The organism is Chitinophaga sp. OAE865 (assembly GCF_040546735.1).
Taxonomy (GTDB): Bacteria; Bacteroidota; Bacteroidia; order Chitinophagales; family Chitinophagaceae; genus Chitinophaga; species Chitinophaga polysaccharea_A.
This window is the reverse complement of the sequence record NZ_JBEPOF010000001.1, coordinates 2,394,378-2,419,862: the sequence shown is the minus strand read 5'-3', so window position 1 is coordinate 2,419,862 and position 25,485 is coordinate 2,394,378. Positions and strand designations below refer to the sequence as shown.

Annotated in this window: 20 protein-coding genes and 1 tRNA gene; 6 read left to right on the top strand and 15 right to left on the bottom strand. The window is 47.3% G+C overall.

All coding sequences use genetic code 11. From position 1 onward, the window contains the following. Positions 1–14 precede the first annotated feature (14 nt). From era to ABIE50_RS09935, 3 genes are all read right to left on the bottom strand, one after another. On the bottom strand, positions 15–884 hold the full coding sequence (era, locus tag ABIE50_RS09945; protein WP_209863964.1) for a GTPase Era: 870 nt from the start codon (positions 882–884) through the stop codon (positions 15–17). A 111-nt stretch (positions 885–995) separates the two neighbouring features. Then, a tRNA-Met gene (locus ABIE50_RS09940) sits at positions 996–1,067 on the bottom strand. A gap of 111 nt (positions 1,068–1,178) precedes the next feature. After that, positions 1,179–1,586 carry a single-stranded DNA-binding protein gene (locus ABIE50_RS09935; protein WP_142683391.1) on the bottom strand — a complete coding sequence of 136 codons (408 nt, stop codon included), beginning with the start codon at positions 1,584–1,586 and terminating at the stop codon, positions 1,179–1,181. A 237-nt stretch (positions 1,587–1,823) separates the two neighbouring features. Here ABIE50_RS09935 and ABIE50_RS09930 point away from each other — a divergent pair, with 237 nt between their 5' ends. Further along, entirely contained in the window at positions 1,824–4,199 is a 2,376-nt protein-coding gene (locus tag ABIE50_RS09930; RefSeq protein WP_209863967.1) for a TonB-dependent receptor, read from the top strand. Positions 4,200–4,262: 63 nt separating this feature from the next. Here ABIE50_RS09930 and argH read toward each other — a convergent pair whose 3' ends face one another. From argH to ABIE50_RS09880, 10 genes are all read right to left on the bottom strand, one after another. Next, positions 4,263–5,597: an argininosuccinate lyase gene (gene argH / locus ABIE50_RS09925; RefSeq protein WP_209863969.1), complete on the bottom strand. Its 1,335-nt coding sequence runs from the start codon at positions 5,595–5,597 to the stop codon at positions 4,263–4,265. A gap of 76 nt (positions 5,598–5,673) precedes the next feature. Beyond that, positions 5,674–6,738, bottom strand: coding sequence for a M20 family metallo-hydrolase (locus ABIE50_RS09920; RefSeq protein WP_209863972.1), 1,065 nt, complete (start codon positions 6,736–6,738; stop codon positions 5,674–5,676). A 3-nt stretch (positions 6,739–6,741) separates the two neighbouring features. Beyond that, positions 6,742–7,530, bottom strand: a complete 789-nt coding sequence (gene argB / locus ABIE50_RS09915; protein ID WP_209863973.1) for an acetylglutamate kinase — start codon at positions 7,528–7,530, stop codon at positions 6,742–6,744. Positions 7,531–7,532: 2 nt separating this feature from the next. Continuing rightward, the gene (locus tag ABIE50_RS09910; protein ID WP_354027950.1) at positions 7,533–8,540 is read right to left on the bottom strand and encodes an N-acetylornithine carbamoyltransferase; all 1,008 of its coding nucleotides are present in this window, start codon (positions 8,538–8,540) and stop codon (positions 7,533–7,535) included. 15 nt (positions 8,541–8,555) lie between these two features. Next, entirely contained in the window at positions 8,556–9,683 is a 1,128-nt protein-coding gene (locus ABIE50_RS09905; RefSeq protein WP_209863975.1) for an aspartate aminotransferase family protein, read from the bottom strand. A 33-nt stretch (positions 9,684–9,716) separates the two neighbouring features. Next, a complete protein-coding gene (gene argC / locus ABIE50_RS09900) occupies positions 9,717–10,697 on the bottom strand; it encodes an N-acetyl-gamma-glutamyl-phosphate reductase (protein WP_142683398.1) in 981 nt (326 codons plus the stop codon). A gap of 93 nt (positions 10,698–10,790) precedes the next feature. Next, positions 10,791–11,000, bottom strand: a complete 210-nt coding sequence (locus ABIE50_RS09895) for a four helix bundle protein (protein ID WP_354028285.1) — start codon at positions 10,998–11,000, stop codon at positions 10,791–10,793. Between the two features lie 65 nt (positions 11,001–11,065). Next, complete coding sequence (gene argG, locus ABIE50_RS09890) at positions 11,066–12,268, bottom strand: argininosuccinate synthase (RefSeq protein WP_354027949.1); 1,203 nt, start codon at positions 12,266–12,268, stop codon at positions 11,066–11,068. Between the two features lie 50 nt (positions 12,269–12,318). Then, on the bottom strand, positions 12,319–13,098 hold the full coding sequence (locus ABIE50_RS09885) for a GNAT family N-acetyltransferase (protein WP_142683400.1): 780 nt from the start codon (positions 13,096–13,098) through the stop codon (positions 12,319–12,321). Positions 13,099–13,705: 607 nt separating this feature from the next. Beyond that, complete coding sequence (locus tag ABIE50_RS09880) at positions 13,706–15,769, bottom strand: alpha-L-fucosidase (protein ID WP_209863977.1); 2,064 nt, start codon at positions 15,767–15,769, stop codon at positions 13,706–13,708. Positions 15,770–16,240: 471 nt separating this feature from the next. Here ABIE50_RS09880 and ABIE50_RS09875 point away from each other — a divergent pair, with 471 nt between their 5' ends. Then, positions 16,241–17,635 carry a Gfo/Idh/MocA family protein gene (locus ABIE50_RS09875; protein ID WP_142683402.1) on the top strand — a complete coding sequence of 465 codons (1,395 nt, stop codon included), beginning with the start codon at positions 16,241–16,243 and terminating at the stop codon, positions 17,633–17,635. Positions 17,636–17,863: 228 nt separating this feature from the next. Here the strand turns inward: ABIE50_RS09875 and galK are convergent, their stop codons facing one another. Both galK and ABIE50_RS09865 read right to left on the bottom strand, forming a co-directional pair. Then, positions 17,864–19,009: a galactokinase gene (galK, locus tag ABIE50_RS09870; protein WP_209863979.1), complete on the bottom strand. Its 1,146-nt coding sequence runs from the start codon at positions 19,007–19,009 to the stop codon at positions 17,864–17,866. A gap of 109 nt (positions 19,010–19,118) precedes the next feature. Next, positions 19,119–20,441 (bottom strand): sugar MFS transporter, encoded by a 1,323-nt coding sequence (locus tag ABIE50_RS09865; RefSeq protein WP_209863981.1) that lies wholly within the window; start codon positions 20,439–20,441, stop codon positions 19,119–19,121. Positions 20,442–20,638: 197 nt separating this feature from the next. Here ABIE50_RS09865 and ABIE50_RS09860 point away from each other — a divergent pair, with 197 nt between their 5' ends. The 4 genes from ABIE50_RS09860 (at position 20,639) to ABIE50_RS09845 (ending at position 25,401) form a co-directional block, all read left to right on the top strand. Beyond that, positions 20,639–22,555: an MFS transporter gene (locus ABIE50_RS09860; protein WP_209863983.1), complete on the top strand. Its 1,917-nt coding sequence runs from the start codon at positions 20,639–20,641 to the stop codon at positions 22,553–22,555. Beyond that, the gene (locus tag ABIE50_RS09855; RefSeq protein WP_209863987.1) at positions 22,527–23,492 is read left to right on the top strand and encodes an ROK family protein; all 966 of its coding nucleotides are present in this window, start codon (positions 22,527–22,529) and stop codon (positions 23,490–23,492) included. Before ABIE50_RS09860 ends, ABIE50_RS09855 begins: the two co-directional genes overlap by 29 nt. A gap of 33 nt (positions 23,493–23,525) precedes the next feature. Next, positions 23,526–24,581 (top strand): glycosylasparaginase, encoded by a 1,056-nt coding sequence (locus ABIE50_RS09850; RefSeq protein ID WP_209863989.1) that lies wholly within the window; start codon positions 23,526–23,528, stop codon positions 24,579–24,581. Positions 24,582–24,645: 64 nt separating this feature from the next. Further along, entirely contained in the window at positions 24,646–25,401 is a 756-nt protein-coding gene (locus tag ABIE50_RS09845; RefSeq protein ID WP_209863992.1) for a copper homeostasis protein CutC, read from the top strand. Positions 25,402–25,485: the final 84 nt, after the last annotated feature.

The window sequence follows — 25,485 nt, the reverse complement described above, 5'->3', positions numbered from 1 at the left end:
GGAATTTTTTAGTGTTAATACCCGTATTCCTTCAGGAATGTGTCATTGTCGCGCCATTTGCCGCGTACCTTTACAAACAGTTCCAGGAATACTTTCCGTTCGATAAATTTCTCTATCTCCTGCCGGGCCAATGTTCCCAGCTCACGGATGGATTTGCCCCTTTCACCCAGGATAATGCCTTTCTGGGTATCGCGGGTAACGATAATTTCAGCAGTGATCTTCGTTAACGTATCCTTTTCCTGGAATTGTGTAACAATTACCGTGGTGTGATACGGGATCTCTTCTTCAAACAGCTGGAATACTTTTTCACGGATCATTTCTGCCACTAAAAAGCGTGTAGACTTATCCGTTAGTGTATCATCAGGATAGAACGGGTTGCCGGCGGGCAACAGTTTTACTATTTCAGCCAGCAGCTCCTTTATTCCTTTTTTCTGCATGGCAGATATAGGCACTACAGCTGCCGCTTTGCCCCAGGCTTTGGCACGTTCCGTTAAAACTTCCATATCCTCTTTCAGGATATTATCCATTTTATTAAGGATGAGAATGATGGGCACTTTCAGTTTCAGCGAATCAAACAGCTCCAGGTTCTCGTCCATATTATCTTTGGCGTCCATGATCAGCAGGGCCACGTCTGCATCTTCCAGGGCCGATTTAACCGCTCCCATCATTTTTTCGTGCAGCTTGTACTTTGGATCGATGATACCCGGTGTGTCGGAAAAAACGATCTGGTACGCAGGGTCCGTTAATACCCCGGTGATACGGTGACGCGTAGTTTGCACTTTAGGGGAAATGATAGCGAGCTTTTCACCAATAATGGCGTTCAGCAATGTGCTTTTCCCCGCATTGGGCTTACCGAAAATATTTACAAAACCTGCTTTATGCATGATGACAATTAAACCTGATGACGCTGCTGTTGCAACTCAAACTTACCGAAATAAAAAAAGCCGAATTTCTTCGGCTCTTAATCTTTTTACGCACTCTTCAGTACTATTTTGTAGCGAGGAGCGGATTCGAACCACTGACCTTCGGGTTATGAGCCCGACGAGCTACCTCTGCTCTACCTCGCAATGAGGGTGCAAAGATACAATTATTTCATTCAGCACCAAATCTTTTTTGAAAAAAATACAAAAAGCCAACCATAAAAGGTTGGCTTTCATATTGGAATGCTTCATACATTGTTAAAATGGGAGGTCGTCAGCGGGCTGTTCCTGAACGGGCTCTGCCTCGGGTACGGTTATTTCAGGTACCGTGATTTTCCGTTTTTCCTCATCCTTACGGCTGAGCAACTTCAGCGAAAACACCCGTAACCTTAATGCCCCGCATAATGCACCGGTTGCCGTGCTTACGTAGGCCTCCACTTTTGGAGCGCCTTCTACGTATACCATTACACCCTGCGTTAAAAAAGGAGCAACATTGAACTTGTCCCAAAGCGCGCAATCCACCCAGGTGGTTCTTTCTTCCAGTATGCCCTGTGCGTTCTTAAAACGCTCATTCACCGCTACCGGAAAATTGAAGACAGTGGCGCCGTTGACTTCTTTTTTCACTACATCGCGGCCAAGATGCCCGATAAACTGAAGTTTCATCATCAGAAATAAAGATTTAAATGATTAAAAATTTATAAAAGATGATTGAGAGAAGTATCCTGAAAATTAAGCAATTTCCTTCTCTCAAAAAATAATTTCTGATTTATAGTTCATACAAGTATACCTTTGCAGTAACGCAACACATGGGGTGCCTTACTTTCAGGCTGAGATCACACCCAATGAACCTGGACCAGGTAATGCTGGTTAGGAATGAACAAACAGAAAACAGACATATTTAAAATGAAACAGCTAATGTTATTAGTGCTGCTATCTGTAGCAGGCACTTTACATGCACAATCGTTGGTAACCGGTACCGTTACCAGTAAAGCCAGCGGCCAGCCACTGGAGGGTGTTACTATTTCCATCAACCAAACCGGCGCTGTTACCGACAGCAGGGGCCATTACAGTATCCATCTTCCTAAAAAAGGAAACTATGCTTTAACAGCCAGTTTTGTAGGTTTTAAAACATTCACCACCACCATTACCGCCAACAATACCACGCAGCTTACCGACATTTCCCTGGAAACAACGGCGCTGTTTGTAAAACCGGTAGAGATCAGCAGTTTACGCGCAGGTAAAAATTCTCCCTTCGTAAACACTACTTTAACCGCAGCGGATATCAAAAAACAAAACCTCGGACAAGACCTGCCCATCCTGCTGGATCAGCAACCCGGCGTAGTTACCAGTTCAGATGCCGGTACCGGTATCGGCTATACGGGCATGCGCGTACGCGGTTCTGATATTACCCGTATCAACGTTACCGTAAACGGTATCCCCGTGAACGATGCGGAATCGCAGGGAACCTTTTTTGTGAACATGCCGGACTTTGCTTCCTCTGTAAGCAGCGTTCAGCTGCAGCGCGGCGTAGGTACCTCCACCAACGGGGCCGGCGCTTTCGGCGCTACGCTGAACCTCAGCACCAACGAATTCAATGAAAAAGCATACGGTGAGATCAGCAACAGCTACGGCTCCTTCAATAGCTGGAAACATACAGTGAAAGCAGGTTCCGGCCTCATCAACGATCACTTCACCATAGATGCGCGCCTCTCTAAAATTTCATCAGACGGATATATAGACCGCGCCACTTCCGACCTGAGCTCTTTCTATACTTCCGCCGCTTACGTTTCCGCCAAAACAGCCATAAGACTGAACGTCTTCTCCGGGAAAGAAAAAACATACCAGGCCTGGTACGGCGTACCAAAGGCACTCCTGGAAACAGACCGCACGTACAATCCCGCCGGCACAGAAAAACCAGGCAGCCCTTACGATAATGAAACCGATAATTACCAGCAGGATCACTACCAGCTGTTCCTGAACCAGGAAGTGAATTCACATCTCAACTTCAACGTAGCCTTCCACCTCACCCGCGGACGCGGCTACTACGAACAATACAAAGCGCAGCAGCTTTTTTCCGGCTACGGATTACAGGGACCGGTGATCAATGGCAAAAGTGTTGATACCACCGATCTCGTCCGGCAGCTGTGGCTGGACAACTATTTCTATGGCTCCGTGTTCTCTGTAAACCGTACCGGAGAAAAGTTCAACTGGAGCCTGGGTGGCGGCTGGAACCGCTATACCGGCGACCATTACGGCAAAATCATCTGGGCGCAAACCGGCATCGGTAAAGACCACGAATATTACAGGTATCCTGCAGCAAAAAATGATTTCAATATTTACTGGAAAGGTGAATATAAACTCACTGCTGCGCTGAGCATTTTTGCAGATATGCAATACCGCAACATCATGTACAACATGGATGGTTTTGAAGCGGCGCCTTCCTACATCGCGCATGCGAACTATAATTTCTTCAACCCCAAAGCAGGTATCTCTTATAACATCAATCCTACTAACCGGGTATTCGCGTCTGTTGCCATTGCTCATAAAGAGCCCAACCGCGGCGACTTTGAAAACAACTATGGCGTAGCAACCCCCAAACCGGAAATACTCCGCGATGTGGAAGCCGGTTATTCATGGAACAACAACATTGCCGCCATACAGGCCAACCTATACTACATGAATTACAAAAACCAGCTGGTGCAAACCGGTATGCTCACCGATGTAGGCGCCTATATGCGTACCAACATTCCTAAAAGCTATCGCATGGGTATTGAAGTGAATGGTAATGTAAAACTGGGCAGCCTTGTGAACATAGCCGCCAACGCAGCTTTGAGTCAGAACAAAGTACTGGATTATCATGCCGTTACTTACGATGGCGACGCGGCCGCACATACACAGGTATTCAACAAAACAGACATTTCCTTTTCCCCTTCTTTCGTAGGTGGGTTCACGTTAACCGTGAAGCCGGTTAAAAACCTGAACATCGATGTACTCGGTAAATATGTAAGCCGCCAGTATATGGATAACACATCCAACAAAGACGGCAGCCTGGATCCTTACTTTGTAAACAACCTGCGTATCAACTACGTAGTACCGCAACCGTTATTCAGGGAACTGGGACTGCAATTCATGCTGAATAATGTTTTCAACGTAAAATATGAACCCAACGGAAGCACCTACAGCAGCTACGACCTGGCCGGCAACCGCGTGGTATATGATAGTTATTATTACCCGATGGCCGGCATTAATTTCTTTGCAGGGATAACTATCGGACTCTGATTAATTGCATAAAAAAAACGGGGATCAATATTGATCCCCGCTTTTTTTATGCAATTATGTTTATCAGCTATTAAGCAATTTTTCTATCGCCTTATCTACCGATTCAAAAGGGAACCCTTTAATCACCGCATCCATTTGTGCTGCAATCTGCTGTGTGCCTAAATTACCGATGCTACCTGCGTGGGTGTGATTTACAGCCTTGTCGGGGGAGAAGGTACCGTTTTCAATGTCCATCCCCACTTTCTTATAGGCCTCACGGAAAGGAGTGCCCTGTAATACCAGGTTGTTCACTACTTCCACACTGAAGAGATATTGATACTTATCGTCGTCCAGTATATTTTCCTTGATGCGTATATTTTCCAGCATCAGGCGGCTCATGCGGATACAGTCCTTCAACGTCTGGAAAGCCGGGAACAGATTCTCCTTCAGCAGCTGTAAGTCGCGGTGATAGCCGGAAGGCAGGTTGGTGATCATCATGGCTATTTCGTTAGGCAACGCCTGGAGCTTGTTGCCATGAGAGCGGATCAATTCCCACACATCCGGGTTCTTTTTATGCGGCATGATGCTGGAGCCGGTGGTCAGTTCATCCGGGAAGCTGATAAAGCCAAAGTTCTGGTTCATGAACAGGCAGGCATCCATAGCCATTTTAGCGATAGTAGCCGCAATACCTGCCAGTGCAAAAGCGACTATTTTTTCCGTTTTACCGCGTCCCATCTGTGCATATACCACGTTGTAGTTGAGTGCATCAAAACCAAGCAATGCGGTGGTAAGCTCACGGTCAAGGGGGAACGAAGATCCGTAACCGGCAGCTGAGCCAAGCGGGTTTTTATTCACTACCCGGTAAGCGCCCTGTAACATAGTAAGATCGTCTACCAGGCTTTCTGCATAAGCGCCAAACCATAGTCCGAAAGAGGAAGGCATGGCAATTTGCAGATGAGTATAGCCCGGTATGAGGTGCGCCTTATATTCCTCGCTTTTCTGCTGCAGCAGGTGGAATAAGGCCAGTACTTCTTCTGTCATGGTTTGCAGCTCATGACGCAGGAACAGCTTCAGATCTACCAGCACCTGGTCGTTACGGGAACGGCCGCTGTGGATCTTCTTGCCTACTTCACCCAAACGGCGGGTCAGCAACAGTTCTACCTGTGAGTGAATATCTTCCACTCCTTCCTCCAGTTTAAAATTGCCGGACCGGATTTCCTGGTAGATGTTCTTCAGTTCCTGTTTCAGTATGGTGAGCTCTTCCTTCTCCAGTAATCCTATACTTTGCAGCATGGTGATATGTGCCATAGAGCCCAGCACATCAAACGGCGCCAGGAAGGCATCCATTTCACGGTCTTTTCCTACAGTGAATGTTTCCACCGCCGCTAAGGAGGCTTTATCTTTTTGCCACAATTTCATGATACTATAGTTTTTTCATGCGTTGTTACAGCATGAAATTAAAAATCATATTTTCAAAACAGGCTCAAAATTCATGCTACTGGATCATTTCAAGCAATTGTATATAACTCTGGATGCCGTCTTTGATTTCGTGCAGATGAATATATTCGTCTGCGGTATGTGAGCGTGCGGAATCACCGGGGCCCATTTTTACCGAGGTAGCCGGTATCAGCGCCTGGTCGGAAGTGGTAGGCGATCCGTAGCAGGATTTGCCCACGCTTACACCTGCCAGTACAAACGGGTGGTCCATCGGTATAAAGGATGGCCGCATCCGCATAGACCGTGGCTTTACTTCGCAGGATACATTGGCCCGGATAATTTCCAGCAGCTCCTCAAGTGTATATTGATCAGTAGCCCGTACATCTACCACAAAGGTACAGTCGGCCGGCACTACGTTATGCGCTTTATTGGAAGTATTGATCACGGTAACGCTCATCTTCACCGGTCCCAGTGTTTCCGATATTTTAGGGAAGCGGAAATCCTTAAACCAATTAAGATCAGGCAACGCTTTATACAAAGCGTTTTCGCCCTCTTCCCTCGCCGCGTGACCTGCTTTGCCGTAACTGGTACAATCCAGTACCATCAGGCCTTTTTCAGCGATAGCCAGTTGCGTCAAAGTAGGCTCGCCTACAATGGCAAATTCAATAGCGGGCAGTTCCGGAAGGATACTTTCTATCCCGTTAGCGCCGCTGATCTCTTCTTCTGCGGTAGCTGTAAGGATGATGTTGTAGCTAAGATCGCTACGGTGATAAAAATGCAGGAACGTTGCGATCAGGCTTACCAGGCAACCGCCGGCATCATTGCTACCAAGGCCATAGAGCTTTCCGTCTTCCACATCTGGGCTGAAAGGATCGCGGGTATATTGTGGATTAGGTTTTACGGTATCATGATGGGAGTTCAGGAGTATATTACGTTTGGAGGGATCATAATGTTTATTGAAGGCCCAGATATTATTGAGATGCCGCTCATGCGGAATATCCATAGCCGTCAGGAACTCACTGATCAGTTGCGCGGTGCCGTCTTCTTCGCGGCTTAATGAAGGGGTGGCGATCATCTGTTTCAGCAGGGCCACCGCCACATCATATAGTTTTTCGTTCCACATAGGTTAGCATATTAGAGTGCCTGCCACTTCGGGGGTTGTATTGCTCAGAACATCATCTGCATGCCCTATCAGCACTTCTTTTACTCCATTGTCTATTGCCCCGAAAGCGTTTTGCAGTTTAGGCAATATCCCGTCTGTCAGTATTTTTTCTTCCAGCAGCTGCTGGTAAATTTCTTTGTTGATGAGATTGATCACGGAGTCATCATCTGCAGGATTCCGTAATACCCCTTTCTTTTCAAAGCAGTAGATCAGTCTCACGCTGTAATGCTCAGATAAAGCAACAGCCAGCGAAGATGCAATGGTGTCCGCATTCGTATTAAGGATCTGTCCTTTGCCATCATGCGTAAGCGGTGCAAACACCGGCGTAACACCGGTATCCAGTAAGGCTTTCAGCGGATCGGTATGCAAGGTGCCGGTATGTATATCGCCTACGAAACCATAGTCAATTTCCTTTACCGGTCTTTTTACCGCGGGGATAATGTTGGCGTCTGCACCGGTTAATCCAATGGCATTACAACCATTGGCCTGCAGCCGGGCTACCAGTTGCTTATTCACCAAACCACCGTATACCATTGTCACCACATCGATGGTGTCAGCATCCGTGATCCTCCTGCCGTCTACATATTTTGATTCTATGCCCAGCTTATCACCGATACGGGTAGCGATTTTACCGCCTCCATGTATCAGGATCTTTTTACCCGGAATTGCCGCAAACTTCCCGAGGAAGGTTTGCAGCAATTCCGGGTTATCGATCACGTTTCCGCCTACTTTGATAATAAATAAGTCGATCATAATTATCCTTTCAGTATTTCACTCAAAACCGCCTGGGCAGCCCATACACGGTTACCCGCTTCGCGGATAACGATGGATTGCGGACCATCCAGTACTTCATCTGCAATTACCACATTCCTTCTTACCGGCAGGCAGTGCATTACTTTGGCAGCATTGGTGAGCGCCAGCTTTTCGTTGGTAAACATCCAGGAAGGATCTGTACAGGTGATCTTGCCATAGTCTTTGTAAGAAGACCAGTTTTTCACGTATACAAAATCTGCATCCTTCAATGCTTTATCCTGGTTGTATTCAATGTGTGCATTACCGGAAAATTGTTCATCCAGTTCATAGCCTTCAGGATGAGTGATCACAAAATCTGCTTCTCCCCATGCGTTCATCCATTGTGCGAAAGAGTTGGGAACAGCCTGTGGCAGCGCTTTTACATGAGGCGCCCAGGTCATTACCACTTTAGGTTTACGGGTTTGCTGCCAGTTCTCCTTAATGGTGATCACATCTGTTAAACTCTGCAAAGGGTGCAGGGTAGCGCTTTCCAGGCTTACTACCGGCACACCGGCATACTTAATGAACTGGTTAATATATTTCTCTGTATAATCTTCTTCTTTATTCTTCAAACCGGGAAATGTACGGATAGCCAGTATATCGAAATACTGCCCCATTACCGCTGCAGCCTCTTTTACGTGTTCCGTGGTGTTGCCATTCATCACCACTCCATCATTCATTTCCAGCGCCCAGCCTTCCTTATCAATGTTAAACACGATTGCTTCCATACCCAGGTTCTTTGCAGCGATCTGTGTACTTAAGCGTGTTCGCAAACTGGGATTCAGGAATATCATTCCCACTGTTTTGTTCTTACCTAATTCCTTATCCCTCAAAGGATCTTTCTTGTAGTTCAACGCAATGTCCACTAACCGCGGGACACTGGGAACATCTGCTGTAGAAATAAATTGTTTCATTTCGCTTATAGGCTTTAAACAGGCAGTGGAAAGATGTAAAGGCACACTGCCTGCCATACATGGTTGTTTTACTTATTTATTTAATGCTTTTCCGAATGCTTCCAGGAACTGGTCTGCATGCGCTTGTGTAAGGGCCAGTGAAGGCAGCAAACGGATCACGTTTGGTTTTGCTTCACCGGTAAAGATCTTATGGGTATGCAGCAGTTCTTTTCTTACATGTGATAATTCTTCGGGAAGATCTATACCGATCATCAAACCACGGCCTCTTACTTCTTTCACCTTATCAAAGGTGCGCAGGTTTTCCATTAGATAATTACCTATGGCAGCAGCATTCTCCAACAGTTTTTCCGCCTGGATGGTTTCCAGTACGGCCAGCGCTGCTGTGCAGGCCAGGTGATTACCGCCAAAGGTTGTGCCCAGCATGCCATACACGGCCTGGAACTTAGGCGCAATAATGATGGCGCCGATAGGGAAACCGTTACCCATTCCTTTTGCCATGCTATAGATATCTGCATTTACACCTGCAAAATCGTGCGAGTAAAATTTACCGCTGCGGCCATATCCACACTGTACGGAGTCTGCAATGAACACAGCGTTGTGCGCATCGCAGAGGCTCCTGATCTTTTGCAGGAAAGCTTCGCTGGCTACATTGATACCACCTACGCCCTGTATGCCTTCAATGATCACGGAGGATACTTCATACTGCCCGAAAGCCTGCTCCAGCGCGGCCTGGTCTTCCCATGGTAAAAACACTATGTTGTCCGTTTCATTTACCGGCGCTACGATCTTCGGGTTGTCGGTAGCGGCTACTGCCAGGGATGTTCTGCCATGGAATGCTTTCTTAAAAGCGATGACCTTCTTTTTACCGTTGTAAAACGAAGCCAGCTTCAACGCATTTTCATTGGCTTCCGCACCGGAGTTGCAGAGGAACAACTGATAATCGTCCTTACCGGATACTTTACCCAGCAAGGCGGCCAGTTCTTCCTGTAAAGGCATCTTTACGGAATTGGAGTAAAAGCCTACTTTATGTAACTGGTCTGTAAGGCGCTTTACATAATGCGGGTGCGTGTGGCCAATAGAGATCACGGCATGCCCGCCGTACAGATCCAGGTATTGTGTACCCTTATCGTCCCAAACATGGGAGCCGAGGGCTTTTTCTATAATGATATCGTTAACGGGATATACGTCGAAGAGTTTCATACCGGCAAATAAAATTGAGAATGATAAAAACGTTTAGAACACGATGGACTTCAGTTTCAGTCCTGCCGTTTCATCCAGTCCGCACATCAGGTTCATGTTCTGCACTGCCTGACCGGAAGCGCCTTTCAGCAGGTTGTCTTCAATGGAATGGACCACCAGTTTGTTACCGGTTTTTTCCAGTTGGATCAAACACTTGTTGGTATTCACTACCTGCTTCAGATCTATCTGTTTATCGCTTACGTGTGTAAACGGATGACCGGCGTAAAAGTCTTTATACAGCTTCACAGCCTCTTCCAGCGATAAGTCGGTTTGCATATACGAGGTTACCCAGATTCCTCTTGGATAATCGCCACGCACCGGAACAAAGTTCACCTCACCATTGTAGCCTGGCTGCAGCAGCTGCAGGCTTCGTCGTATTTCTTTCAGGTGCTGATGCGTCAATACTTTATAGGTGGAAATATTATTGGCTCTCCATGTAAAGTGGGAGGTCGCCTGTAAGCTCTGCCCGGCACCGGTGGAACCGGTGATACCGGTGGTATGCACTTCTCCCAGCAGCCCTGCTTTTGCAAGCGGCAACAGGCCCAGCTGGATGCCGGTGGCAAAGCAACCGGGATTGGCGATGTTCTGTGCGGTTTTAATCTGCTCCCGCTGCATTTCCGGTAAGCCGTATACAAACACGCGCTCTTTAACGGTTTCGCCTAAACGAAAATCCTGGCTCAGGTCAATCACTTTTACATGAGGCGCCACATCAGTGGCTTCCAGGAATTTCTTTGATTCGCCATGGCCCAGGCAAAGGAACATCACATCGATATCGTTACTAAGGTCGCCGGTGAACAGCTGTTCTGTTTCTCCCAGCAGGTCGGCATGCACAGCATACAACGGGTTGCCCGCATTACTACGGCTATGTACAAACGAAATAGTAACATCCGGGTGGTTCAGTAAAAGCCGGATCATTTCACCGCCTGTATAACCTGCCCCGCCTACAATAGCTACTTTTATTTTTGATGGTTTCATTTATGATTTATTGTGCTAAAAAGCTGAAAGGACAAAGCATAAAGCCCAAAGCTATTACAGCGATTGATGATGCTTTTATTCTTCTTTTTTAGCTCATGATACTCTTAAAGCTTTGATAAACGCTATTAACATAGCTTTTACTTCGTTAACCTTTTTGTTGAGATCAGTATAAACTGATTCATCCAAAAATTTCAAATCAAATGCCGGCAATGCGCAATATTCTATTTCATGTGCAGAACCCAGGGCATGATCAAGAAACCTCGCAAAATCTTTTTCTGTTGTTCTACCACATCCCTCAACAATAAAAATATTTTAAACCGGACTATACTGAACACACAATCTGCTACTTAATCTCCAACGCAACAGCTTTACGCTTTCGGCTTTACGCTCTCCCGCACCTGGTGCCAGATCATGGTCTGGTTACCAAAAATTTTGCTGAATCCTCTTACGTCATCGCCGCTCCAGCCGGTGTTCATTTCACCGTATTTACCAAACTTGCTGCTCATCAGATCGTAAGGGGAACTGATACCGGTTACCTGGAAACGGTAAGGCATCAGGGTTACAAATACTTCGCCGGATACATTCTCCTGGGTGTTTTGCAGGAAAGCTTCGATATCGCGCATTACCGGGTCCATGATCTGTCCTTCATGCATGTAGTTACCATAGAACTGCGCCAGTTGGTCTTTCCAGCTCAGCTGCCATTTGGTTAACACATGTTTTTCCAATGCGTGATGCGCTTTAATGATCACCATAGGCGCAGCAGCTTCAAACCCAACACGTCCTTTGATGCCGATAATGGTATCGCCTACGTGGATATCGCGGCCAATGGCAAACGGGCCAGCGATGGTTTGTAAATATTGAATGGCTTCAGACGGGTGATCAAAAGTTTTATCGTTCACACCGGTGAGCTCTCCTTTTTCAAATGTTAATTTCACCTGCTCTTCTCCCTGCTTTGTAAGCTGGGTAGGCCATGCAGCTTCAGGCAACATACCATTGGAGGTCAGTGTTTCTTTACCACCAACAGAAGTTCCCCACATACCTTTGTTAATAGAGTACATGGCTTTTTCGAAGTTCACTTCCACTCCTTTTGACCGGAGATAAGTGATCTCTTCTTCGCGGCTCAGTTTCATATCACGGATAGGGGTAATGATCTCCACACCGGGGATCATGATATGGAATACCATATCAAAACGCACCTGGTCGTTACCTGCGCCGGTGCTGCCGTGCGCCACTGCGTCGGCGCCCACTTCCTTCACATATTCTGCGATGGCCAGCGCCTGGCTCATGCGCTCTGCGCTTACGCTTAAGGGATAGGTATTGTTTTTCAGTACATTACCGAAGATGAGGTATTTGATCACACCATCATAATAAGTACGTATTGCATTAACAGTTTTATGACTTTTAACGCCCAGGCTGTAAGCGCGCTTTTCTATTTCCTGCAGTTCCTGCTCAGAGAAACCACCAGTGTTTACGATCACTGAATGCACTTCATATCCTTTTTCTTCGGTCAGATATTTAACGCAATAGGAAGTATCAAGTCCTCCGCTAAATCCCAGTACTACTTTTTTCATTATGACATCTTTTTTTATAGATCCAGATAACAATATTGACAACCCTGTAGTCAGAACAGGAAAAATTTCTTTTTAGACCCCGTAGCGCCACCTTCTTTCCTGCTTTTCAGCAAAACAAATCTTTTAAAACGTAACCAACGCTCATAGAGCTTTATGTTTCCTTTAAATCTGCGGCGACGCCTGGCGTGATGCATATGACCACTGGCGCTCACAGATAATTGTGGCTGTGGCTGTGATTCCGTGGCGGCAGCTTTTTCGGCCATCGCCTTTTCTTCTGCTTCTTTCAGCTTCTCCAGCGGATTGTACAGCATGGCGGTACATAAACAGTTCTTCCTGTTCTTGGCAGTAAGGATGTCGAAGTTCACGCAGCTTCTGCAACCCTTCCAGAACTCCTCATCGTCGGTAAGCTCAGAATAGGTTACCGGCTCATAACCCAGCTCGGAATTGATTTTCATTACGGCCAGACCGGTGGTTAAACCGAATATCTTGGCATCCGGGTATTTCTCTCTCGACAGCTCAAATATTCTTTTCTTGATTGATTTGGCAACACCGTGACCTCTGAAGGCGGGATTAACGATCAGTCCTGAGTTTGCCACAAATTTCTCATGCCCCCAGGCCTCAATATAACAGAAGCCCACCCAATCGCCCTGGTCGGTAACAGCAATAACGGCCTTACCTTCCTTCATTTTCAGCTCCACATAATCAGGGGAACGCTTGGCAATGCCGGTTCCTCTTGCTTTTGCAGATGACTCCATCTCGTCTGTGATGGTATTTGAATAGTGAATATCGTCAGGAGTGGCTACCCTAACGATGATATGTTGATTTTCCAACTTTTTAAAAATTGAAATCGTGAATCAATAAACTAACTTGAAATTCCATTAATGGAAGGGTTCACCGGAGGATTGGGGAATCACGGTGCGATAGCGGTTATATCAGACAAGCGCTATCAAATTCTAGGTCGTCGGGAAAGGAATCTAAAGACATTGAACCCAACAGAATATACCCCTTTGTTTAAAGCGGGATGATATGCAGAGATGTTGGTATGAGTTGCGGTTTTTTCCAACTTCAGTTCAGCGTTAAATTGTTATAAATATTGTCTTTAGTTTAGATTATCGGCAAAGTTATAACAATATCTTTTTAAATGGTCGAATTTTTTTTGGGTGGAGAAGAATTTTAACAAACGCGCGAAGTTTGTCTGACTCAGGATTAAACTGATTACGCTGATTACGCTGATAATATTGTGATTTTATACTGATTATTAGAAGATTAGAGATTTTAAAATATCCATTGCATTTTATAATAATGATTCAGGGAGATAAAAATGGCATTTCCATTTCTATCTCCCCGAATCTTTAAAAATCCTAAAAAATCAAATCAGCGTAATCAGCGTAATCAGTTTAATCCTGAGTCAGACAAACTCCGCTCCGGGCGCCGTGCCTAGCGGGTAAGTACCCCCAATTCAGCAATAGCAGCCCGCGTGTCGTTTTCGTCGGCCGGTGAAGTGGCTACGAAGCGGATATAACGGGCGGTCGTTTTCCTGAACGTTACGGTTTGCTGCACAGGATTGTTTTTGATATTGGCAAACTGCCCGCTGGCTACCGGGCTGCCCCAGTTCTTACCGTCTGCGCTGGTGTAAAACTCATAGCCGTAAATGATGCCGCTGCCGGCAGGCGTATAGGTAAATCCTTTCAGGGAAAGGTTTTCGCCCAGGTCTACCTGCAGTTCGTGTGGGTACCTGGCGGACGCCTCTTTGTTACCTGCCACATAAATGCTGGCAGTGTTGCCATCAATGGCCTTAGCCGGGTCGTTGCCTGCTTCGGGGAAAATCACCTTCCATTTGGCAGGTGCAATGTCGAAAGTGGCGGTCACTGTTTCACTGGAGGTTTTACCCTTATCCAGGAAGGCTTTCGCTTTCACCACGCCGCCTCCTGGCAGATTGATAACAGTTCCCCCTTCGGCTGATGTATACTCCGGTGATTTTAAAGTAGGCTCGCTGCCATCCAGGGTATAGTGTATTTCTGTATCGCCGGACTCGCTGCGGATCCATACCTTTCCATCAGCTGTGCGGCCAATCTGCGGCAGGGTAAGTAAGCCCGGCGCTCTGTACAGCTGTACCTCACTGATCACCGGCGCTGCTTTGGCATCCAGGATGTTAATACGCACCTGTGTGGTGGTATAGTCCTTCAAACGCAGGATACGTTTATGCCCTATAGTCGTTTCCCTTGCAATCTCTTTCCAGCTGCCATTTTCCAGGATCTCTACGCTAAAGGCTTTTACCCGCTGACCCAGTGCAATGTACTCCTGCAGCACTACCCTGTTGAAGGTGACCGGCTGCTTGTAGCGCAGGTTGATCACCGTAGTGGTGGCATCATCTGTGGTGGCCCAGTAAGTAGTATTGGTGCCATCGTTCAGGTTCGACACCTTTACGTTTTTATTATTGCTGCGTGTATTGGTAGCTGTTACCACTGCCTGTTTTGCCAGGTTATTTTTAAAAGACGCGTCCAGCACACGGCGCAGCTCCATCAGCCGGGTAGAATCGTTCGGGTGGATAAGCCCATCGCGGTCTACCGGTACATTCAGGATCAGGTTACCATTGCGGCCTACGGAGCCGTAATAAATATCGAGCAGGGTGGACACCGATTTTACCTTATCGTTTGTTTCCGGGCTGTAAAACCATCCCGGCCGGATAGATACATCACATTCAGCAGGGATCCATTGTTCGCCATCCTCATTACCCTCATTGAGCGATTTGGTAGCCGGGCCATTGGCGCCGGGAGAAAAGCCCTTTACATTCAGCGTGCTCCAGTTGGTAGTGCCGGCAATACCGTTTTCATTGCCTACCCAGCGGCATCCGGGGCCCACATCACTGAAAATAACGGCGTTGGGCTGGTTCTTGTACACCACGCTATGGAACAGGTTCCAGTCGTACGGCTGTTTGATATTGCCTCCGTTGGCGCCGTCGAACCATTGTTCAAATACAGGGCCGTAGCCGGAGAGCACTTCGTTGAGCGTATTGGCAAACACCTGGTTATAACCGGGCTTACCATATTCGGGATGGTTGCGGTCCCAGGGGGAGAGGTACACACCGAATTTCAGCCCGTACTCCTTACAGGCGGCCGACAGTTCCGCCAGCACGTCTCCTTTCCCATCTTTCCAGGCGCTTTCACGCACAGTGTGCGTGCTGTATTTACTGGGCCAGAGACAGAAGCCATCATGATGCTTGGCAGTGATCACGATGCCTTTCATACCGGCTGCTTTAGCGGTTCTCGCCCACTGACGGGCATCCAGGCGGGTAGGATTGAACACCTTCGGATCTTCGTCTCCATGTCCCCATTCCTTATTGGTAAAGGTATTGGGGCCAAAATGAATGAACATATAATATTCCATATCATTCCAGGATACCTGTGCCTTTGAAGGTAGCGCGCCATAAGGCTTGATCTCCTGGGCCATTGCCATATTAAACCCAAGCAGTCCTGCGAGGAGTAACGTGTTTTTTTTCATTGCCGGAAATAAAAGTTACGGATTAGGATGTCAGCGAAGATAGGGCAGATTATCAGATTGGTTCAATCTCAAATTCCCCATTAGTAATTCAATTTTAGCTTTAACCGGCGTTTAAGGCAGGTAAGCCTTATGAACCGGCACAGCTATTCATACTTCGCCTGTGGGAGCAACAATAATAAGCTTCAGATAACCTGTATCTATATAGATATAAGGCAACTACCTTTCAAATACGGCGGAGATACGGGGGAAATACGGCGGAAACAGGGAGTATCCATACTATAAGCGCCGCGATCAGTAAATTTTCCCCCCTATTAAATTCCCCATGTTCCGGAACGGGACAAGTGGTGTTTTCCCCGCCGTTTATCACAAAAATGTAAGATTATTTCTCATTGGGTTGGTTTTGATAAATCAATTTTTATAAATTTAGTCCCTTCTAAGACGTATAATGTATACGCCGATAAACTTTGAACAATGAATAAAAATCCACTGCATCGCAGAAGCTTTCTGAAAAACACGGTAGCGGCTGGCGTAGGACTTTCTATGCTTGGCTCTTCTGCCAAATTATTTGCCAGCGAAAAGAAACCCAAGGTTAGAATCGGCCTGATCGGCGTTGGCGCCCGCGGACTTGGTCACCTGAATTTCTGCCTCCATCGCGAAGATGCGGAAGTTGTTGCTTTCGCTGATCCCGACACTGCCTACACTCTTCCCAAGGTAAGAGCAATGATTGAAAAGGTATACGGCGGCAAAAGAAAAGTAGCTGAGTACACCAATGGCCCTGAAGATTTCCGCAACATGCTGAAGCGCGATGACATCGACGCAGTGATCATTGCCACTCCATGGGAATGGCATTCCATCATGGCAGTGGCCTGTATGAAAGCAGGTAAAACACCGGCGGTGGAAGTATGCGGCGCATCTGATATCCAGGAATGCTGGGAGCTGGTGAACACCAGTGAAGAAACCGGTATCCCTGTATTTGGTATGGAAAACGTATGTTACCGCAGGGATGTGATGGCCGTGCTGAACATGGTACGCCAGGGTTTATTCGGCGAGCTTACCCACTTACAGGGAGGCTACCAGCACGATCTTCGCGCGGTGAAATTCAACAATGGCAAGCAATATTATGGCGGTGGCGTAGAGTTTGGTGAAAAAGCGCTGTCTGAAGCCAAATGGAGAACCAACCACTCTGTGCACCGTAACGGTGACCTTTACCCTTCCCATGGTCTGGGCCCTGTTAACAACTATATCAACATTAACCGCGGTAACCGTTTGGTGTCGCTTACATCCGTAGCTACCAAATCACGTGGCTTGCATAAGTACATTGTGGATAACGGCGGTGAAAATCATCCAAATGCAAAGGTGCGGTTCAAACTGGGCGATATCGTGTCTACCCTGATCCAAACCAACAATGGTGAAACCATCATGCTGTCGCACGATACCAACTCTCCGCGTCCTTATTCGCTGAACTTCCGTGTTCAGGGAACCAACGGTTTATGGATGGATGATCAGAGCTCTATTTATATAGAGAAGAAGAGCAAATACGATGAGTGGGAAAAAACCGGCGACTTCAACGATCCTAACAGCTACTTCGGCAAATACGACCACCCGTTGTGGAAAAAATATGCCAACGATGCAGCAGGCGCTGGTCATGGCGGCATGGACTGGTTTGTACTGAATTCCTTCCTGGAATGTATTAAACGCGGCGCTCCATACCCGCTGGATGTATACGACATGGCTACCTGGTATGCCATCACTCCGCTGAGTGAGCAATCAGTAGCAGAAGGCGGCAGCGTACAATTCATCCCCGACTTTACCCGTGGCCGCTGGATGAACAGGACACCGATCTTTGCGCTGAACGACGAGTACTAGAGCGAAGGGGATCGCCTGCGGCGATTGTCTTGGAACACTGATTACGCTGATTTTGATGATTAGTTTGATGTTCTCTTGAGTTTTAATAAAAGAAGGGAGATCGAAGCGAGTATATCTGCTTTGATCTCCCTTTCTTCTCTAAAAAAATAAAATCAACTAATCATCAAAATCAGCGTAATCAGTGTAATCAGTGTTCCAAGACAATCGCCGCAGGCGATCCCCTCCGCTCTAGTCTATAATAGACACGCCCTCTTCGATTACCGTTACATATACTTCCGGCTCTTTACCATATTGATCCTGGTATCTTGATTTGATAAAAGATACGTATTCGTCTACCTTGTCTGCTTTTACCAGGTTGATGGTGCAACCGCCAAAACCGCCTCCCATTACGCGGGCGCCGGCCACTTCTTTTCTTTCCTTTGCCAGCGACACCAGGAAATCCAGTTCGGGACAGCTTACTTCATACAGTTTGCTCAGTCCTTCGTGGGTGGCATACATCAGCTCACCAAACTGCTGCAGGTCGCCTTTTTTCAACAATGCCGTGGCATCCTGTACACGCTGTATTTCAGCGATCACGTAATTACAGCGATCGTATACTTTATCAGATAACTGGGCGCGTACTTCATTAAGCATATCCATGTTGACATCCCGCAGGGATTTAACCGCAGGATGATTGACCCGGATAGCTTTCACGCCTTCCTCGCATTGCAGCCTGCGAACATTATATTCGGAAGAAGCAAGGGAGTGGTGCACCATGGAATTGCACAGTACTATTTTATAATCGGGGAAATTGAATGGGAAATATTCAAACTCCAGGCTGCGGCAATCGAGGCACATTACCTGGTCCTTTTTACCGTGCAGGTTGGCAAACTGGTCCATGATGCCGCATTTTACACCAGGGAAAGTATGTTCCGCCTTCTGGCCGATGAGGGCCATCTGCATACGGTCCAGTCCATATTTGAAAATGTGGTCCAGTGCCGCTACAAGGCCGCCCTCAACTGCAGCGGACGACGACATACCGGCGCCCACGGGGACATCTCCGGCCAGTACACAATCAAAGCCCTGCACCTCCAACCCGCGCTCCTGCAGCTGATACACTATGCCCATGAGGTAGTTGATCCATCCCGGGGTTGGTTTCACATCCTCCAGCTGGAATGACACGGTTTCATTGATAAAAACCGCGTGTACATTACATTGCCTGGTATTATTAAGCGCAATGGCGTATACAATCTTTTTATCGATAGCTGCGGGTAAAACGAATCCGTCGTTGTAATCTGTATGCTCGCCGATCAGGTTGATCCTTCCGGGGGAAACGACCATCAATGGCTCTTTTTCAAATAAGTGGATAAACTGCTCCCTGGTTTCTTGTATCATTAATAGAATATTAAACGTAAAATTTACACCTAAAAATATAAAAATGATTCAGAAATAAAAAAGGTTGTTCTGAAAAACAGAACAACCTTTCAAATAATATCAGGAGTAGTTAATTCTTACCTATTTTATCGCCCACCAGGGCATAGAAGAGGATATACAGGTAGCAGGGTACCATGCAGTACAGGAATGCGTGCCTGAAATCGATGCTGCTGCTGTACAGGAAGCTGAACATGCTGTGCTGGTCGAACATACCGCTGTAGATCTGCGGGATCACCCCGCCACCGGCAATACCCATTACCAGTAAAGCGGAACCTATTTTGGTAAAGCGACCCAGCCCGTCGATCGCCATGGGGAAAATAGCGGGCCACATGAGTGCGTTGGCCAGTCCCAGTAAAGCAATGAACGTTACCGCGGAGAACCCGGTATTGAAATAAGCGGCTACGGTAAACAGTACGCCCAGTACTGCGGAGATCTGCAATCCTTTTTTACCGGTGAGGTATTTGGGAATGGTGGCAATACCTATTACATAGCCTGCCAGCATGGCTATCAGGGTAAAGGTGGTAAAATACTTGGTATCGTCCACGCTCATGCCGAGTGCTTTTCCGTACTGGCCGATTACGTCGCCGGCCATTACTTCCACGCCCACATAAACAAAGATGCAGAGAACGCCCAGTACCAGCTGGGGGAACTGGAATACGCTTGTTTTACCGGTAGTAGCTGCAGCAGTAGCTTCATCTTCTGTATTCGTATCTATTTCCGGTAAAGAAGAACGTTTCAGGAGAAACGCCAGTATGGTTAATATGATGGCGATAGCCACATAAGGCCCGATCACGCGGGAGGCCAGGCTATCGAGTAATGCGTTTTTCTGCACAGCGTCTACCGCTGCGGCAATATCTTTTTCCAGCTTGTCGGCCCCTTTCAGTACAATAGTGCTGAGGATCAATGGAGCAAGGGCGCCTGCGCTTTTGTTACAGATACCGAGGATACTGATGCGTTTGGCGGCGCTTTCCTTTGGCCCGATGATACTGGCATAGGGGTTGGAAGCGGTTTGCAGTAACGACAATCCTGCGCCCTGGATGAACAGGCCGGTGAGGAACATAGCGAAGCTGCGCGCGTTGGCAGCAGGAATAAAGACCAGTGAGCCTATGGCTATAATAAGGAGTCCTAAGGCCATCCCGTTCTTGAAACCCGTTTTGTTCAGGATAAAGGAAGAAGGAATAGAAAGGAAGAAGTAGGCCATATAAAAGGCCATGGTTACCAGCAATGCCTGGGATACATTCAGTTCACACACGATCTGGAAAAACTGGATCAACGTTCCATTGAGCCAGGTAACAAAACCGAATACGAAAAACAATATGCCGATGATAGCCATTGATTGCGCATACCCGGCCTGCTTGGAGGGTACATTCATTGTTACTGTTTGGTTGGACATAAGCTGTCAGAATTATTTTTTTTGATAAGCACGAACATAACTAAACTTCTCCTATATTTCTTGTATATTTCGCAATTATTTTTGCTAAAACGTTTTACCTAATTACTAAATTGCAAGAATATTTTGACTTTTTAAAAAATTTTAAAAAAATAATTATACATTTAACCGGCAAAATTTCACCGTAACTTAACACGTTTATGATTCAGCAATCGAAACAAACCGCACAAAGTACCCATCCTTCGTTCTTTGTGCTTATTCTGGTTTTCTTTTTCTGGGGATTTCTGGCTGCATCCAACAGTATCTTTATCCCTTTCTGCAAATCTCACTTTAATCTTACCCAACTGGAGTCACAACTTATTGACTTCTCTTTTTACAGCGCCTATTTTATAGGTTCCCTGATCCTGTACCTGGCTTCCACGGCAAGAAAGGTGGATATCCTCAACAAGATCGGGTATAAAAAGGGTATCATATACGGACTGCTGATTTCCGTGCTGGGTTCGGTCATCATGATTCCATGTGTGAATAAGGAAAAGATTGTTCCTATTAAGGAAACTGTAAGCGACATCAATGGTTTCCAGGTAGAGCAACAGCTGCAGACTTCCGACAGGCAGGTAAAGATCCGCCGCGAAAAGGATCCTGACACTTACTCTCTCCTGATCAGCAACAATGAATCTGCTGAAAAGTACACCACCAATGCCCAGCTACTTTCCGCGGTTTCCGGAGGTTTTACAAAAGATGAAGAGCATCACCAGTATGCTGCCACCTTCTCCAAAGCCAACCTGGAAAAGATAGTTACCGTGCTGGACACAGATTTTAAACAAACCGTTACGTTCGGATATTTTGCCCTTATCCTGATGGCCTTATTTATAGTTGCCTTAGGATTTTCACTGCAGCAAACCGCTGCCAATCCATTCGCTATTTTACTGGGAGATCCTGCCAAAGGTACTCACCGTTTGAACCTGGCAGGTGGTATTAACTCCTTTGGTACTACCATCGGGCCTATTATCGTGAGCATGCTGCTGTTTGGTAATATTAAAGGCGGCGAAGTAAGCACCGATATCAGTAAGATCAACACTTTATATTTCCTGCTCATTGCCCTGTTCCTGATTGCCGCTGCTATTTTCGCTTTTGTGAAGATGCCGGAAAGCCAGGATACCGAAGGTTTTGAATCATCTCCGAAAGCTACCAGGTCATTGCTGGGTATCACGCTGATGTTTATCTTCATCCTCCTCGGGCTGGTGCTGAAATTTGAGCTGCCTATGTTCATCGCAGGTATTGTAGGTATTATAGGCATACTCTTTTATACTAAAATGTCGTCCGCGAATAACAGCGAAGGATGGGGCGCCATGAAATATCCGCAGCTGATCCTCGGTATGCTGGCCATTTTTATTTATGTAGGGGTGGAAGTATCTATTGCCAGTAATCTCGGCGCTTTGCTGAAACATCCTGGTTTCCTTACAGTGAAAGGTTTGGCTGAATCAGAACTGGATCCCTATGTATCGCTGTTCTGGGGCAGTATGATGATTGGCCGCTGGACCGGCGCTATCAGCGTATTCAATGTTTCCAAAACAACCCGTAATATTCTCTGTGTAATTGTACCTTTTGTAGCTTACGGTGTTATTCTCGGCGCCAACAGTATCAAAGGCAATGATATCAGTGTTTTATATCCATATGCCATCTGTATTGTGGTACAGATCATAGGTTTCTTCGCCGGCCAGGACAAACCTGCCAAAACCCTCACCATCTTTGGTTTGCTGGGAGTTGGCTCTGTGCTGATCGGGTTATTCACCACCGGGCAGCTGGCTACATTTGCCTTTATCAGCGGCGGATTGTTCTGCTCTGTAATGTGGCCAAGCATCTTCGCATTATCTATCGCAGGCCTGGGTAAGTATACCGGTCAGGGTTCTGCATTCCTGGTAATGATGATCCTCGGCGGTTCCCTCATTCCTCCTGTACAGGGCGGTCTGGCAGACATTTCAAGCATTGGTATCCACGCCTCTTACATTATTCCGGCGCTGTGCTTTGCTTATCTCGCGTTCTTCGCATTTAGAGTTAAAACCATTTTAAAATCTCAAGGAATTGATTATGAGTCAGCAGTTAGCGGTGGGCATTGATATCGGGGGTACTAACACCAAATTCGGTATTGTAGATCGCAGGGGTAATATTATTGGTGATGGTCGTATGCTGACCAATCAGCATGAAAATGTAGACGGCTTCCTGGATGAATTACACGGACACCTGTCTATTCTTATTAATGAAGCCGGCGGTATTGAAAACATGAAAGGCATCGGCGTAGGCGCTCCCAACGGGAACTACTATACCGGCAATATAGAATATGCGCCAAACCTGCGCTGGAAAGGCGTAGTGCCATTAGCCAGTTTGCTGGAACAGAAATTTGGTTTACCTACCGTACTCACCAACGACGCCAACGCAGCGGCATTGGGCGAGCTGATCTACGGTGCAGCCAGGGGCATGAAAGACTTTATCGTGATCACCCTGGGTACAGGCGTGGGAAGCGGCATTGTGGCCAACGGGCAGCTGATTTATGGCCACGACGGCTTCGCCGGCGAACTGGGACATTGCATTGTGATCCCCGGTGGCAGGCTGCACGCGGGCACAGGTGCGCATGGTTCACTGGAAGCCTATGCTTCCGCTACCGGCGTTACCAACACCGCTATCGAGTTCCTGGCCAACCGCCCGGATACACCGAGCATGATGCGGGAACATACCAATGAAGAGATCAATTCCAAGCTCATTTATGAAGCAGCCATGAAAGGCGATCCGCTGGCCATGGAGGTATATGAGTTCACCGGTAAGATACTCGGTGAAGCCCTCGCCAATTTCGTTATGTTCTCCAGCCCGGAAGCCATTGTGCTGTTCGGCGGACTTACCAAAGCCGGCGACCTCATTATGAAACCGGTACGGGAGCATATGGAAAAGAACCTGCTTCCTATTTTCCAGAATAAGGTTAAATTGCTGTTCTCTGAACTGAAAGAAAGCGATGCAGCTATCCTGGGCGCCAGCGCGCTGGCATGGGAAATGAAAGATTAACTTTCAGCAGCAGAAAAGTATAAAATGCTTTATATGAGTAATAGAAGATCATTCCTGAAAACAGCGGCCCTCAGCGCCGCTGTTTTCTCTTTGGATGGAGTAACGGGAACGCCTGCACGTTCGCAGGGGAAGCGGGGACCGGTAAAAGGGAAGCCTGTTGTGGTATCTACCTGGGACTTTGGCCGTGCGGCCAATGCAGCTGCCTGGGACGTGCTGAAACAGGGCGGCCGCGCACTGGATGCGGTAGAAGCAGGCGTAAAGATCCCGGAAGCAGATCCAAATAATCATACCGTTGGTTTCTCCGGTTTCCCTGACCGCGACGGCCGTGTTACCCTCGATGCCTGCATCATGGATGAACATGGCAACTGTGGCTCGGTTGGCGCGCTGGAACATGTAACTCACGCTATTTCCGTAGCCCGCATGGTGATGGAGAAAACACCGCACGTAATGCTGGTAGGCGACGGCGCATTGCAGTTCGCACTGGCCAACGGTTTCCAAAAGGAAAACCTGCTGACCCCGGAATCTGAAAAAGCATGGAAAGAGTGGTTGAAAACATCAGAATACAAACCGGTCATCAACATAGAAAATAAATCGTATACACCCACCAACGGCGCCACGGCTTTTAATCCGCTGATGCTGCCGGGGAATGTGTACAACCACGATACCATAGGCATGGTAGCTATGGACGCCGCCGGCAACCTGTCCGGCGCCTGCACTACCAGCGGTATGGCTTTCAAGCTGCATGGCCGCGTGGGCGATTCGCCCATCATTGGCGCAGGATTATATGTAGACAACGAAGTAGGCGCTGCTACCAGTACCGGTGTTGGAGAAGAAGTGATAAAAATAGTAGGCAGCCATCTTGTAGTGGAACTGATGCGCCAGGGCTACCCGCCTGAAAAGGCCTGTAAAGAAGCGGTAGAGCGCATCGTGAAAAGAAGCCCCTCCAAAGCAAAAGAAATCCAGGTTGGTTTCCTGGCCCTCAATAAAAAAGGTGAACATGGCGCTTACTGCCTCCAGAAAGGCTTTAGCTATGCCGTGTGCACCAGCGACACCAGCAATGTGTTAATTGACGGAAAACATTATTTCTGACAGGCAGGGATCAGCACTACAATGCTGGTCCCTGTACCTGCATCTTATCTTTAAAGTTGTGTTTATGTCGTTCACCCTCGAAATATGCGCAGGTTCCGTGGCCTCCTGCATTGCTGCGGAAGAAGGCGGCGCAAACCGGATAGAGCTTTGTGACAACCTGCTGGAAGGTGGTACCACGCCCAGCTATGGCACCATTGCGCTGGCAAGGGAAAAAGTGAAGATAGATCTCTACCCTATTATCCGCCCGCGGGGCGGCGATTTTCTTTATTCGGACCTGGAGTTTGAAATAATGAAACGTGATATCGAACTGAGCAAACAACTGGGTTGCAATGGTGTGGTGATCGGTATCCTTATGCCGGATGGCCGGGTGGATAAAAAAAGATGTAAAATACTTGTGGACCTGGCATGGCCAATGGGCGTTACTTTTCACCGTGCGTTCGACATGACAGACAACCCGTTTGAAGCCCTGGAAGATATTATTTCCATTGGCTGCGAAAGGATACTCACTTCAGGAGCGCGCAATACTGCCCTGGAAGGCGCCGTTCTGCTGAAAGAGCTGGTGGAAAGGGCTAACGACCGTATTGCCATTATGGCCGGCTCCGGTGTGCGGGCGGCTAATATTGCACAACTGATCACAGCTACCGGTGTTACGGAATATCATACTTCCGCAAAAGCCTATGAAGAAAGCGGCATGATTTACCGCAACCCCAATGTGAGCATGGGCGGCATTCCCGGCGTTCCTGAGTATGGCATCTCTGCCACACAGAAAAAAGAAGTAGCATTGATCCGTGAAATAGGCGAGAAAACATTATTATCTTAGCCGTTGATGTTTAGCTGAAAGCTTTATTGAAAACCCAATAATAATTATAGCGGCCGGCACATGCCGGTCCCAAAAGTGAACAAC

Excerpts from the sequence above, each read along its gene's own strand:
- era (WP_209863964.1), bottom strand. The coding sequence starts at position 884 with ATGCATAAAGCAGGTTTTGTAAATATTTTCGGTAAGCCCAATGCGGGG.
- ABIE50_RS09935 (WP_142683391.1), bottom strand. The coding sequence starts at position 1,586 with ATGATGAAACTTCAGTTTATCGGGCATCTTGGCCGCGATGTAGTGAAA.
- ABIE50_RS09930 (WP_209863967.1), top strand. The coding sequence starts at position 1,824 with ATGAAACAGCTAATGTTATTAGTGCTGCTATCTGTAGCAGGCACTTTA.
- argH (WP_209863969.1), bottom strand. The coding sequence starts at position 5,597 with ATGAAATTGTGGCAAAAAGATAAAGCCTCCTTAGCGGCGGTGGAAACA.
- ABIE50_RS09920 (WP_209863972.1), bottom strand. The coding sequence starts at position 6,738 with ATGTGGAACGAAAAACTATATGATGTGGCGGTGGCCCTGCTGAAACAG.
- argB (WP_209863973.1), bottom strand. The coding sequence starts at position 7,530 with ATGATCGACTTATTTATTATCAAAGTAGGCGGAAACGTGATCGATAAC.
- ABIE50_RS09910 (WP_354027950.1), bottom strand. The coding sequence starts at position 8,540 with ATGGCAGGCAGTGTGCCTTTACATCTTTCCACTGCCTGTTTAAAGCCT.
- ABIE50_RS09905 (WP_209863975.1), bottom strand. The coding sequence starts at position 9,683 with ATGAAACTCTTCGACGTATATCCCGTTAACGATATCATTATAGAAAAA.
- argC (WP_142683398.1), bottom strand. The coding sequence starts at position 10,697 with ATGAAACCATCAAAAATAAAAGTAGCTATTGTAGGCGGGGCAGGTTAT.
- argG (WP_354027949.1), bottom strand. The coding sequence starts at position 12,268 with ATGAAAAAAGTAGTACTGGGATTTAGCGGAGGACTTGATACTTCCTAT.
- ABIE50_RS09880 (WP_209863977.1), bottom strand. The coding sequence starts at position 15,769 with ATGAAAAAAAACACGTTACTCCTCGCAGGACTGCTTGGGTTTAATATG.
- ABIE50_RS09875 (WP_142683402.1), top strand. The coding sequence starts at position 16,241 with ATGAATAAAAATCCACTGCATCGCAGAAGCTTTCTGAAAAACACGGTA.
- galK (WP_209863979.1), bottom strand. The coding sequence starts at position 19,009 with ATGATACAAGAAACCAGGGAGCAGTTTATCCACTTATTTGAAAAAGAG.
- ABIE50_RS09865 (WP_209863981.1), bottom strand. The coding sequence starts at position 20,441 with ATGTCCAACCAAACAGTAACAATGAATGTACCCTCCAAGCAGGCCGGG.
- ABIE50_RS09860 (WP_209863983.1), top strand. The coding sequence starts at position 20,639 with ATGATTCAGCAATCGAAACAAACCGCACAAAGTACCCATCCTTCGTTC.
- ABIE50_RS09855 (WP_209863987.1), top strand. The coding sequence starts at position 22,527 with ATGAGTCAGCAGTTAGCGGTGGGCATTGATATCGGGGGTACTAACACC.
- ABIE50_RS09850 (WP_209863989.1), top strand. The coding sequence starts at position 23,526 with ATGAGTAATAGAAGATCATTCCTGAAAACAGCGGCCCTCAGCGCCGCT.
- ABIE50_RS09845 (WP_209863992.1), top strand. The coding sequence starts at position 24,646 with ATGTCGTTCACCCTCGAAATATGCGCAGGTTCCGTGGCCTCCTGCATT.